We start from the raw sequence: 13,204 nt of genomic DNA, 5'->3' as shown, positions 1-13,204 counted from the left end.
ATTTTGTCATCACTCCCTATTGAACCTGGCTTCATGGTGGTCCATGGAAACAAGCCTGAATCACTGCGCCAACTGCTGATCAGCTGGTACCAGCAGTACCCGCTAGCACCTCTGGAGAATGAAATCATTCTGGTGCAGAGCAATGGCATCGCACAGTGGTTAAAACTCTCATTGGCCAGCTCCGCAAGTACGGACGGGCTTGGCGGCATAGGGGTTGCCGCTGCGATCGATGCCAAGCTGCCGTCCAGTTTTGTCTGGCAGATCTACCGCGCTGTACTGGGGGAAGCCGCTGTCCCGGAAGAATCCGCATTTGATAAACGCCTGATGGTGTGGCGTCTGATGCGCCTGATCCCGACATTGACGCACTTGCCAGAATTCGCCCCACTGGCGAGGTTTCTCGCTCACGACGACGAGTTGATCAAACGTTATCAGCTTGCTGAAAAGATCGCAGATCTGTTCGATCAATATCAGGTATACCGTGCCGACTGGATGCATGCCTGGGCAACAGGCCGTGACGTGCTACTGAATACCCAATTGATGGAAACGCCCTTGCAGGCAGAGCAACGCTGGCAAGCCATCTTGTGGCGGCAATTGCTGGCTGACATGGGCGAGCTCCAGACCACCAGCCGTGCTGCGCTACATGTACGCTGCACAGAGGCTCTGTCCAGCCTCAGCTCGCGTCCAGCCAAACTGCCACGCCGTATCACGGTGTTTGGCTTGTCCTCGCTGCCCAAACAAACCTTGGAGATTCTGGTGGCCTTGTCACGCCATGCGCAAATCTTCCTGTGCGTGCAGAACCCATGCGAGCATTACTGGGCCGATGTGATCTCGGCTAGGGATTATTCACGTCAGCATGCGGGCCGCCATGCGCGGAAACACACCGTGGCCCCGTTGCAAGCGGCCGATTCGATGCACATTGCCAGCCATCCGCTGCTGGCGGCCTGGGGGAAGCTGGGGCGTGACTACGTTGCCTTGCTGGATGAACTCGATCAGCCGCAACAGTACCGCGACCTGTTCCTGCAATCGGGTCACAAGATCGACCTGTTCGAGTCGCATGGCACGTCCTGCCTGCTCAACCAGCTGCAAGAAGATATCCGTCAGCTCCGTAACATCACGGAAACGCGCGAGCACTGGGCAGCGCTGGACGCGAGCGCGGACACATCCATCCGCTTTCATATCGCGCACAGTCCACAACGGGAAGTGGAAATCCTGCATGACCAACTACTGGATGCGCTCAACCACGATGAGACACTCAGGCCGCGCGACATGATTGTGATGGTGCCGGATATTCAACGCTACGCTCCACATATTCAAGCCGTGTTCGGACAACTTGATATCAGCGACGATCGCTATATCCCGTTTTCCATCAGCGATCTTGGCAACGGGCAGCTCGCCCCGGTGTTCCGCGCGCTCAATTACCTGCTGAATCTGCAGGAAAGCCGGCTCACCGCGGCCGATGTGCTTGATCTGCTTGATGTCCCTGCCGTGCGGACCCGTTTCGGTATCACCGAGGACGGCCTGGCTATCCTGGAACGCTGGATAGATCAATCCCGTATACGCTGGGGCCTGAACAGCAAACACAGGCAGTACTTTTTCAATGGCGAATTGGCACAGAACAGCTGGTCCCATGGGCTCAAACGGATGCTGCTGGGCTATGCCGTGGGGGCGGACCCAACCGACCGCGAGGACCGGTCCTGGCACGACATCGAACCTCAGGGTGAAGTGGCCGGTCTGGACGCTGCCCTGGTCGGCCCCTTGTTCATGCTGATCGAAACGCTGGAACACTGGCTAGTCGAGCTGGCACAACCCACCACCGCAGAAGCCTGGCAGGAACGTGGGCAGCGCTTGATTCACGACTTTTTCCAGAGCAGTTCAAGCACGGACACCGCCCACCTTCTGGAACTGCAAACCAGCTTGAACCGGTTAACGCAAAGCTGCAAGACCGCGGGCATGCAGGAAACGCTGTCGCTGGCAGTGGTCAAGACACACTGGCTGGCACAACTGGATCAACCCTCGCTGTCACAACGCTTCATGGCGGGCAGGTTGACGTTTGCCACCTTGATGCCCATGCGCGCTGTGCCGTTCAGAATGGTCTGTATCCTCGGCATGAACGATGGCGACTACCCACGCAGCCGTCCACCACTGGATTTTGATTTGATGGCGACTGATCCGCGCGTAGGCGATCGATCACGCCGCGAAGACGACCGCTATATGTTTCTGGAGGCATTGCTTTCAGCGCGGGATAGGCTGTACATCAGCTGGGTGGGCTTCAATGTGAACGACAATAGCGAGATTCCGCCATCGGTTCTGGTCAGTCAGTTGCGCGATCATCTTGATAACGGCTGGCGCCGTCTGGACGATGCGAAGATGAAGGTCAGCCAGGCACTGACCACCGCTCATCCGCTGCACCCGTTCAGCCTTGCTTACTTCTCCGGCTCCGGGCCCTTGTTCAGCTACGCGAAAGAATGGCTGCACCCATTGAATTCCACTGAATCCGGGCCGCCACTGACTCCCCTGCGACCGGAAGCAGCGATCTCACTGCATGCCTTGGCACGCTTTCTGAGCAACCCCAGTCAATATTTTTACGAGCAGCGTTTAGGCGTTTACTTAAATCGGCAGGACGACCCGGACGAAGATCACGAACCGTTCACCTTAGATGCGCTGACACGCTGGGGCTTTCTCAACACCTTGATTGCAACGCGCCTTGATGCACGGGCGATGCAGGCAAATGAAGCCGACGCTATGGCAAGCTCATTGCAACGTCTGGAACGCAGCGGCGATCTTCCATTTGGCACCGCTTCAAGCTTGATCAAGCAGGAATTAACTGCACTGGTGGATGCCTTGTTCGAGCGTTACGACCAGCAATTGCAGGCCTGGCCCACCAAAACTGAGGATGTCGTGATTGATCAAGTGTTCCTGCTAGAGCACATGTCAGTGCGTGTTGAGGACCGCGTGTCCTCGCTCTACCATCATGCAGATGCGCGTTGCCGCATCAGCATCTCCGCCAGCAAACTCGCTGATCAAGCCCGAAAGCAAGCGCGTTGTCATGCACTGGTTCGCGACTGGCTGTTGCACCTTGCCGGGCATTTGGATGGAACGCCCATCACCACGATGATCGTAGGTCAGGACGTGACTATCCAGCTTGCCGCGCTCGATGTTGCAACAGCGCGCCAGTACTTTCATACCCTGCTAGATGCCTGGCAAAAGGGGTCCGCCAAGCCACTGCCGCTCGCGATCAAAACTGGCTTCAAGTGGCTGGAATCCGGTGGGCAGGTCATACGGGATCAGCCGGACCCAAGCCAAATCGACGCGGCGATCAGAGGCAGAAAGATCTATGAGCCGGGCTTCGATAGTCCGGGCGAAGTGGGGCTATCGCCCTACCTGAAACTTGCCTACCCGGACTTTGAAGCATTATGGTCGAAGGGTGATTTTTCTCTGCTATGCGATGAGCTTCTGCAACCTCTACTGCAATCCGCCAGTGTGATCGCCACCACCAATAACAAGCCGAGCTGACCATGACCCCCATTCTTGACCCGCTCACCCTGCCGCTCACCGGCAGCCATCTGATCGAGGCTAGCGCCGGTACAGGCAAAACCTACACGATTGCACTGCTTTATCTCCGGCTCATTCTGGGACATCGTGACCAGTATGCGTTTTCTGGTGGTGCGCTCACGCCGCCTCAAATCCTGGTGGTCACATTCACGGAAGCAGCAACCAAAGAGTTGCGTGATCGTATTCGGGCACGCCTGTCGGAAGCTGCACGTCATTTTCGCGATCAGGTAACCGGTGATCCCGACCCGGTTCTGAATCAGATCCGCAATGAATACGCGGCGCCCGAATGGCCAGCGTGTGCGCATGCGCTGGAGATTGCCGCCGAGTGGATGGACGAAGCCGCCGTTTCGACCATCCATGCCTGGTGCAACCGCATGTTGCGCGAGCATGCCTTTGACAGCCTCAGCCTGTTCAACCAGAACCTGGTGACCAATCAAGGTGATCTTCTTAAAGAGGTCGTGCAGGATTACTGGCGAGAGTTTTACTACCCACTCTCGACAGAGCACTACGTGATGGCGTCCAAACACTGGGCAAGTCCGCAGGAGCTGCTCAAGATCGTCCGCAACTTGATCGGCTTTGTGGACCAATTGCCGGAGGTGGGCGAGTTCAGCACCTATATCCACCAATTCAACAAGGAAAAACAGGCGCAACTCGCCATCATGAAACAAGGCTGGGATGTGTGGCCTGATGAACTCCAGTCGCTGTTTGAGCAGGCTCGACTATCCAAACAGTGCAAAGCGAATCTGATCCAGGAACGCTGGTACTCAGCCTGGCTGCACAGTTTGAAAGCGTGGGCAAGCTCAACTAGCGATCACCTGGAACTTAACGCTAGCGCCTGGCACAGACTGACGCCGCAAGGCATACGTGAAGCATGGATAGGCGAGCCACCTGACCATCCGGCATTTACCGCCTTCGCTGCGCTCAAGGCAGCGCAAGACGCCCTTCCCGACCCGACACCGGGCTTGCTGAGTCATGCTGCCAAATGGATAAGCCTGCGGTTTCAGCAGATCCAGGGGCGTCGCTCGGAACTGGGATTTGACGATCTCATCGCACGTCTTGATGAGGCCTTACATGGCCCCAATGCGGAACGACTGGCCAAGCTGGTGCGCAGTCAGTTCCCGGTGGCATTGATTGACGAATTTCAAGACACCGACCCCATGCAGTTCCGGATCTTTGACCGCATTTATCAAACAGCACAGCAACGACGGGATTGCGCACTGGTGCTCATCGGGGATCCCAAGCAAGCGATCTATGCCTTCAGAGGCGCCGACATTTACACTTATCTGACCGCGCGCAGTGCAGTTGGAACGCATTTGTATACCTTAGGGACAAATTACCGCTCCACGCAGGCCATGGTCAGCGCCAGCAATCAACTGTTCTCCCTGGCAGAAAGTTTGCCATCGTCAAAAGGGACGTTTTTATTTCGTACTCCAGAACAGAATCCGGTTCCCTTCCAGGCTGTGCAGGCACACGGCCGCAAGGATACGTTTGAGGTAGAGGGCCAACCACCCAAGGCACTCCAGCTGTTGTACTGCCCGACAAGCACGAAAGCCTATTCTAAAGAGGCCTACCAGATCGAAATCGCGCAACTGTGTGCAGCACAGATTGTGCACTGGCTACAACTGGGGCAGGCCGGCAGGGCGGGGTTCCGCGTATCCAGCGGCGATCTCATCGCGCTAACGCCTGCCGACATCACGGTATTGGTGAACGACAGGCATGAAGCTGGTCAGGTGCGAAGCGCGTTACAGCGCCTGGGCGTCAGATCCGTCTACCTGTCAGATCGGGATTCGGTTTTTGATAGCCCGGCCGCAGCGGAAATCCTGTCATGGTTAGAGGCATGTGCGCATCCGGAGAACACCAGGCTGATACGCAGTGCGCTGGCCTCTCCTAGCCTGCATCTGAGCTATCAGGTACTGGATGCGCTGAACACTAATGAGCAGTTACTTGAAGAGCGCATCCTGCAATTCAAGCATTACCATTCGGTTTGGCAGCAATCGGGTGTGTTGCCCATGCTGCGGCGCTTGATGAACGATTTTGAATGCAGCGCCTACCTGTTGGAACAACGCCATGATGCAGAACATGGCAGCGAGCGCACCCTCACCGACCTGCTTCACATCGCGGAGTTGTTGCAGCAAGCCAGCGTGCATCTGGAAGGGGAACGGGCCTTGATACGGTATCTGACCGAGCAGTGCGCAGCGCCTGACGGCAGTAATGAGGAACAGCGCCTGCGCCTGGAAAGCGATGCGCACCTGTTGAAAGTGATCACCATACACAAGTCCAAAGGGCTGGAATTTCCATTGGTGTTTGCGCCCTACTTGTCTTTGTGCAAGCCGGTAAAAATCGACAACAAATCCTACCGGCTGGTGAAATGGCATAACGACGCAGGCGAGTTGCAGGTCAGTATGCAACTGGATGAGGAAATACAGGCGCGTGCCGAAGTAGATCGGCTAGGTGAAGACATTCGCAAAACCTATGTGGCGATGACACGTGCACAACACTTCACTTGGGTTGCGTTAGGTGATGTGTCGAAATGTCATCCGAACGCACTTGATCATCTGGTTGGCGCACAAATAAGCGGCGACAACGTCAGCTATGCGGATTCAATCACCCGGTTAGCGAGCAACGCCCCCGATATTGGCGTGTACACGCATGACCCTGCGACCGATCAGACCAGCAGCATGGCGGCGTACAGATCAAACGACGCCATCCCCGATGTTACCGGGGCACGTGTTGTACAACGACGAATTAATGAGCAATGGTGGATCAGCAGTTACTCCAGTTTGCGCTACGCAGAATCCAAACCAGATGCCATGTCACCCGTCAACGACACGCCTCAACTGGATAATTTGCTTGAAATGGCAAGCGAAGCGACCACCTCGCCCAGCATGGCCCCTGCGACAAGCAGTGCCTTTCACCGCTTCCCAAAAGGCGCCGAGGCGGGAACCTTTCTTCACAGTCTGCTGGAGTGGGCTGCCCATGTTGGCTTTTCAACCGCAACCAGCGATGCCACTGGACTGCAAGCAGCCATTGAGCGGCACAGCCCGGTGCTGCACTGGCTGAGCTGGCGGGATACGCTGCAACGCTGGATTCATGCCATTCTGCTTACCCCATTGCCTTGCTCGACTAAGGGTATAAGCAGCGTACGACTGTGTGATTTGCAAGTCTATCAGGCGGAAATGGAGTTCTGGTTCGAAGTCAACTCGGTGGACTTGCCTGAACTGGATCGCCTGGTCATGCAGTACAGCTTGCCGCATCGCCCCAGAGCAGCCCTCGAATCCCGACAGATCAATGGCATGTTGAAAGGATTTATCGATCTGGTGTTTGAGCATGAAGGGCGCTATTACGTTGCCGACTATAAATCCAACTGGCTGGGGGTGGATGAACAGGCCTACAGCGAATCGGCACTTGGCGATGCCATACTCGCGCATCGCTATGAGTTGCAATACGTGATCTACCTTTTCGCGCTGCATCGCCATCTGAAAGCGCGTCTCAAAGATTATGACTATGACCAGCACATAGGAGGGGCAGTGTACCTATTTCTGAGGGGGGTGGCCTCTAGTAGTCATGGCGTGCATTTCGAGCGCCCTCCGCTTGCCCTGATGCATGCAATGGATACGCTTTTCTGCAAGGAGGAACAGCATGCAGCAAGCTGAAATGATGAATGAACTGCAGGCTGAACTCCGCTATCACCTCAATGTGATGCAGAAACCCAGCGCGATGCTGAGTATGCTGAGCACAGCGGTTGAGGCTGGTGGATTTCGTGATGTGGACTATGCCCTAGCCAAATTCATCCATAACGAAGCGCAGGATGCGGACCCTGCTCTGCTGTTCTCGGCCGCATTGGTCAGCTATCAGTTGGGTCGAGGGCACGTCTGCCTTGATCTTGAAGCATGTTTTGACGATCCGGATAGTATCTTCCCGGTCAATGCCAGTCTACTCGTGGATGACCCCCAATACGGTTGCGTGACTCTGCAGCAATGTATGACGCAGATAGGTTATGCCGCGTGGATCCAGCGTCTCGCCCATGCGGAGATAGTGGGAAGCGGCACTGGCAATACGCCACTGGTACTCGTAGGGCCGCGTTTGTATCTCAGGCGCTACTGGCAACATGAGCGCAATATCGAGTCGATGATTCAGCAGCGGATGGCGAAAACTGCGTCCATAGCAGCAACGCTTACTCGGCATCAAGCCCTGTTCCAAGCCACACTCACGTCATTGTTTACTGCGCATCAAGGCCCTGAATCAGACTGGCAAAAACTGGCTTGTGCGATTTCAGCGCGCAGTGCGTTCAGCGTCATCACTGGCGGGCCTGGCACAGGAAAAACCACTACGGTGGTGCGTCTTATTGCGCTTTTACAAACGCTGGCGCTTGCTGACAACAAGGCCACTCCACTCACCATCCGGCTCGCGGCCCCCACCGGAAAAGCAGCCGCACGCCTTCAATCGGCGATTGCATCCGCTATCTCCAGCTTGCCGGTTGAAGTGCGGACCAGGGTCGAAGCGCATCTGGACAGCGAAGTGAGTACCCTGCATCGCCTTTTGGGGCCGCAGCGTGACTCCAGACAGTTTCGCTACAACGCGCGCAATCCGATGCCTGTAGACCTGCTCATCATTGATGAAGCGTCCATGGTTGACCTCGACATGATGGCATCGGTACTGTCTGCGTTGCCTGAGCATGCGCGATTGATACTGATAGGCGACAAGGATCAACTAGCCTCTGTCGAGGCTGGTTCCATTCTCGGTGAACTTTGCCTACGCGCAGAACAGGGAAACTATCTGCCGAGTACCATAGACTGGATACAGCAGATGACCGGCGAGATCATCCCTAGCGACCTGCAAAATACGGCAGGTGATGCCCTTTCCCAGCACGTTGTCATGTTGCGCAAGAGTCACCGCTTTAGTGACGCGAGTGGCATAGGCCAACTGGCGCGTGCGGTCAATCTGGGTGACATCGCGGCAATGCGCGCCGTCTGGCACGGAGCGTACAAAGACATCCACTACCTGCATTTTCCTACTGACAATCTTCAAACACTTACGCAACAACTTGCCGGCAAACCGACGAACCAGGTGATAGGCTCAGGCTATGCGGCTCATTTCAGCCGGATGTCCTCAAGCCAACCCACTCTGGACGAGGATCTCGATACCTTTGACCAATGGGCACGCAGTTTACTGACCGAATATAGCCAATTCCAGGTGCTATGTGCACTCAGAAACGGCGATGCTGGTGTGGAAGGGCTGAACCTGAAGATTGAAGCCGCACTGGCAGGACAAGGTCTGATACCAACTAACCAGCCCTGGTATTCTGGCAGACCAGTACTCGTGACCCAGAACAATTACAGTCTGGGCTTGATGAACGGCGATATCGGTTTGACCTTGCATTATCCGCTCAACGCTGCAGGCGGCCGCGCGTGGGGTTTGCGGGTGGCTTTCATCGGCAAGGATGACGCTGTGCACTGGGTTTCACCCAGCCGTCTTAATCACATCCAAACCGTGTATGCCATGACCGTGCACAAGTCTCAGGGGTCTGAGTTTGAACATGCCTTGCTGGTACTGCCCCCCAAAATGAATCCTGTACTCACGCGTGAGTTACTCTACACCGGGATCACGCGGGCCAAAGCCCGCTTCACCCTGGTCACCCTGGACAACCAGACCGTCCCTGAAGAAGCAGCGGCCCGAAGAGTGAAGCGAGCCAGTGGACTATCATTCTGATGGAATATGCATGGCAGCACATGGGCATGACGAGATGCGTTGTGAGTTGGCTAGCATGCGTTTGATGACACCTGACAATCAAGCAGCAAACTCAAGGAATTACAAGCATGTCACGCGCAGATAGTCGCCCGTCTTTGACCATTGGTATTGCATCGCGAGCCTTGTTTGACCTGACAGAAAGTCATCAGGTCTATGAACAGGAGGGGCTCGAGGCTTACTCAAACTATCAGATCACCCACGAAGATGTGCCTTTGCAACCCGGCGTTGCGTTCAACCTGACCAAAAAGCTCCTGTCGCTTAATGATAGTGCTACGACACAGCACCATGTCGAGGTGGTGCTGTTATCCAGAAACAGCGCTGACACTGGCCTCAGAGCATTTAATTCCATACGCCATCATCAGTTGAATATCACCCGCGCCGTGTTTACGGGAGGGGAGCCAGCGTTTCGGTATGTGCCTGCACTAGGGGTGCATCTTTTTTTATCAGCGGACCCAGACGACGTGAGAAATGTTCTGGATGCTGGTTATGCAGCGGCGACCATACTTCCATCCACGCTGCGAAATCGCGATTCGACTGGTTTACGTATCGCGTTTGATGGTGATGCCGTACTTTTTTCGGATGAGTCGGAAAGAATCTACAAGGAAAAAGGGTTGGAAGCTTTTTCCAGCAACGAAATGCAGGCTGCTAACCAGCCTCTGCCAGGCGGGCCTTTCAAACATTTTCTTGAATTATTGCATACCATTCAATCGCAATATCCGGCAGATGCTTCACCAATCAGAACAGCACTGGTGACGGCACGCGGTGCTCCCGCACATGAGCGAGTCATTCGGACTTTACGGCACTGGGGGATCAGAATCGATGAGGCGTTGTTTCTCGCCGGAATGAACAAGGGACCCTTCCTGGAGGCATTTGGCGCGGATATCTTTTTCGATGATCAACGCAAACATTGCGACTCGGCCCGCCTACATGTTGCCACTGGCCATGTGCCACATGGCATAACAAACCAGGACTAGCAGCTTGCTAGCACGCGCTCGTTTTTTCATTAAACGTGGCTGGCATAACGCCACAAGCCGGATTAGCATCCCCTTCTGTGAGGTAGTAGCTGGCTGCTGAGTGATATCCGATTGGAAATAAATCAAGAATTACAGCTTATTCAGCATGTTGGAAGAAATTGTCAGCTTAAATCTGTACCCAGGGTTCGAATCCCTCGCTCTCCGCCAAATAAAAAAACGCCGCATTGCGGCGTTTTTTACGTCTGTGTGTCTCTGCGCTTTGATCTTGACCCACTAAGATCTTGCCCCTTAGTCTGGCACTTTGCTTACCCAACTGTAGCTAGGCTTGCTGTTTCCGTCTTCAAGCAGGCTGACGCGTATCTTTCTGTTAGTCCAATATTCCGGGATCTGAAACTCGCCGTTGATCCTTTGGGACTTTTTGAAATCCACAACGAACGGCCTGGGCTCATCAAACGGCACGGTCACCACTTTATCCACCTCGACGCCCACCAGCGTCACCTTCAGCACCCCCTTGATGGCTTTGTCCTGATTGGAGTCTTTGGCGAGCAGGATAGAGAACGCATATTCACCAGACTCAGCCGCCCGGTTCACCGCAAAGCTTTTCAAAACAACCGGACTGGCATCCTGCACAGCCGCTTCAGGCTTGGCTACCGCGCTGGAAACAGAACTGGCCGGGCTTGCAACCAAAGCTGCCTCCCTGGCATCCGCTTTCATTCTTGCCAGTTCTGTTTTCTTGCCAGCCAGGTTTTTATAGAACACCAGATCATTGTGCAGATTGATGCGGTCCGCATGCAGCTTGTCCAGTTGGCTATGTAGCTGGGAGATCTCCACCTGCTGCACGTCCAGCTTTTTTTGCAGATTGATCGCATCAGACAAGTATTGATCTGCGTGATCTCGGGATTGATCCACCCTGAGCTCCATCGCCGCGATCGAAACGCTGCGATATTGCATGGCTGCGATGAAGTAACCGCCAATAAAAAACACCGTTAATGCCGCTGCACGCCAGACCAGCATGTTCCTGCTGTAGGTGTTAACCGCCACATGTGGAAAACTCATTCTGAGCAGGGCTCTGCGCGTCAGCTTCGCGCCGCCTGTGTAGCGATGTGACCAACGCGATCTGGTAAAGATCGTGCGGTTGAAATCGGACTTTATTCCATTCCATGAATTGAATTTAGCCAGCAAGCCGGACAAACCGTAGCGCTTCAAAAGCATGCTTGGATACGGCCTGCCTAAACTACTTAATTTTTTCAACAACATAAAACCAGTGCCTGACTAATGAATTCACATTAAACATAAGATCAACACCCATAGCCTACAAATGCCTACACATGGGTATAAAGTTGATAAATAAACAATACAACTAAATGATTATTAAATATTTATTAGATTTCCAACCTCAGTGATGACAGATCAGAATTACTTTTACGCAAAGACCGAACCCTATTTTTTCAGGATTCCTGTAAAAAAATATTGCGGATTATAATCAACACATTTACCTTAACGCACCAGACTTGTATGTGCAAACTACAAGATAAAGATGGTTGTTAACTATTACGGGGAAATTATGAAGTCGCAAATTTTGATATCGCTCATGTTGAGTGGTGTACTCGCCTTGAACGCCTGCAGCATGAAATCCAGGCCCGATTCCGCCGCCATGGAAACCCAGCCTGCTACTCCAGCGCAAGCCGCAGCAACTGAATCCGTTGCAGATGCTGCAATGACAGAGCCCATGACGAGCAACGACGAGCCGGAGAGTGCTGAAACCCATCAAATCGTAGACCTTGGTACTGCCCAGGAGACCAGCAAAGAGATCACCACCAGCATGATCATGGAACCCGCGTTTGCAGTCGTTCGCAGAACGATTCCTTTTGCTGCCTCCAAAACCACACTAGGTCCGGCAGGCAAGCAAGTCTGGAACGAGATATTGCCTCTTGCCATCGAAGCCAAATCCGTACATGTACGGGGCAGAACGGATGTTTCGGGTAAAAAAGACGCCAACAAAGACATTGCACAACAACGTGCAGTCCACGTGCGCAGCTTGTTGATCGCAGCTGGCGTGCCTGGCAGCAATATCAAGACCAGCTACTGCACAAGCTGTTTTATCGCCGACAACAAAACAGCAGCAGGTCGCAAGCTCAACCGCCGTGTGGATGTGGATCTGGAGCTTTTTGAAAGCAGGGTCAACGATTTGTCCAGCGACGACTATAAGCCGGTACTGACACTGACCAAACAGGTGGGGACAGAACTCATGATAGTAGCGATGCAGTAGCAACCGTTTGCGCAAGCAGTTAAAGATTGGGAGTGACTTGAGCGGATCACTCCCAATCTTCTTTTTTTGTAGCAGTGGCTGCTAAAAACCAGCAGAGAACTGAAGACTTTAGATATGTCCTTGCTCGTGATCAGGCAATGAGCAGCGGCTGGGGTGGTAATAGCGCATCAGTGACCGCTACTGCGGCGGCTCATCAATGCACTTAAGGAGGTCGCTCGGGTCCGTGTTAAGCGACTCGGCTATTTCGCATACGATACGCAAGGAAACATTGCCTATGCTGTTTTCTATGCGACTGATATAGGTTCGATCGATATGGGAGTTGAATGCCAGCTCTTCCTGAGACAAGCCAAGCGCCACCCGGCGACGCTTTACGTTAGCCGCCAGACAGTTCCGCAGCTGTTCAAACAAGTATGACATAGCGGCTGATTATGCTCGATACATCCCAGACTAGCCCACCGATTATATTCTACATCAAAAAATATAAATAATTGATTTTAATAAAAAAGCATGCTTCAGTTAGTTTGAAGTTCCACAAATGCAACCATCTGCACAAGTGTCGCCCTGCAATTTAGCTGGCAATCCTAATTCATCACTTCTACAATCGATTGTGCGGTCTGGGAGGAAATCTTTTCCGTCACCTATCTCACCTGAAAACAAGCCC

Annotated in this window: 7 protein-coding genes; 5 read left to right on the top strand and 2 right to left on the bottom strand. The window is 53.9% G+C overall.

The genetic code is table 11. From position 1 onward, the window contains the following. The first annotated feature begins 3 nt into the window (after window positions 1-3). The 4 genes from recC (at window position 4) to ED236_RS09435 (ending at window position 10,274) form a co-directional block, all read left to right on the top strand. Window positions 4-3,513: an exodeoxyribonuclease V subunit gamma gene (recC, locus tag ED236_RS09450; protein ID WP_240032104.1), complete on the top strand. Its 3,510-nt coding sequence runs from the start codon at window positions 4-6 to the stop codon at window positions 3,511-3,513. A 2-nt stretch (window positions 3,514-3,515) separates the two neighbouring features. Further along, window positions 3,516-7,205 carry an exodeoxyribonuclease V subunit beta gene (recB, locus tag ED236_RS09445; RefSeq protein ID WP_123237732.1) on the top strand — a complete coding sequence of 1,230 codons (3,690 nt, stop codon included), beginning with the start codon at window positions 3,516-3,518 and terminating at the stop codon, window positions 7,203-7,205. Next, window positions 7,192-9,261, top strand: a complete 2,070-nt coding sequence (recD, locus tag ED236_RS09440; RefSeq protein ID WP_205125673.1) for an exodeoxyribonuclease V subunit alpha — start codon at window positions 7,192-7,194, stop codon at window positions 9,259-9,261. The genes recB and recD overlap by 14 nt, the downstream gene beginning before the upstream one ends. A gap of 107 nt (window positions 9,262-9,368) precedes the next feature. Continuing rightward, window positions 9,369-10,274, top strand: coding sequence for a 5'-nucleotidase (locus ED236_RS09435; RefSeq protein WP_123237731.1), 906 nt, complete (start codon window positions 9,369-9,371; stop codon window positions 10,272-10,274). Window positions 10,275-10,562: 288 nt separating this feature from the next. On the opposite strand, the gene ED236_RS09430 is transcribed toward ED236_RS09435, so the two are convergent. Further along, window positions 10,563-11,531, bottom strand: coding sequence for a DUF6776 family protein (locus ED236_RS09430; protein WP_148042280.1), 969 nt, complete (start codon window positions 11,529-11,531; stop codon window positions 10,563-10,565). 280 nt (window positions 11,532-11,811) lie between these two features. Here ED236_RS09430 and ED236_RS09425 point away from each other — a divergent pair, with 280 nt between their 5' ends. Beyond that, a complete protein-coding gene (locus ED236_RS09425; RefSeq protein WP_123237729.1) occupies window positions 11,812-12,543 on the top strand; it encodes an OmpA family protein in 732 nt (243 codons plus the stop codon). Between the two features lie 177 nt (window positions 12,544-12,720). On the opposite strand, the gene ED236_RS12810 is transcribed toward ED236_RS09425, so the two are convergent. After that, entirely contained in the window at window positions 12,721-12,960 is a 240-nt protein-coding gene (locus ED236_RS12810) for a helix-turn-helix domain-containing protein (protein ID WP_123237728.1), read from the bottom strand. Window positions 12,961-13,204 lie beyond the last annotated feature (244 nt).

Source organism: Pseudomethylobacillus aquaticus (assembly GCF_003730115.1).
Classification (GTDB): domain Bacteria; phylum Pseudomonadota; class Gammaproteobacteria; order Burkholderiales; family Methylophilaceae; genus Pseudomethylobacillus; species Pseudomethylobacillus aquaticus.
This window is presented reverse-complemented; position numbering and strand designations above follow the sequence as displayed.

Bases quoted from the DNA above. Each gene is read 5' to 3' on its own strand.
- recB (WP_123237732.1), top strand. From the start codon at position 3,516: ATGACCCCCATTCTTGACCCGCTCACCCTGCCGCTCACCGGCAGCCAT.
- recD (WP_205125673.1), top strand. From the start codon at position 7,192: ATGCAGCAAGCTGAAATGATGAATGAACTGCAGGCTGAACTCCGCTAT.
- ED236_RS09435 (WP_123237731.1), top strand. From the start codon at position 9,369: ATGTCACGCGCAGATAGTCGCCCGTCTTTGACCATTGGTATTGCATCG.
- ED236_RS09430 (WP_148042280.1), bottom strand. From the start codon at position 11,531: ATGTTGTTGAAAAAATTAAGTAGTTTAGGCAGGCCGTATCCAAGCATG.
- ED236_RS09425 (WP_123237729.1), top strand. From the start codon at position 11,812: ATGGTTGTTAACTATTACGGGGAAATTATGAAGTCGCAAATTTTGATA.
- ED236_RS12810 (WP_123237728.1), bottom strand. From the start codon at position 12,960: ATGTCATACTTGTTTGAACAGCTGCGGAACTGTCTGGCGGCTAACGTA.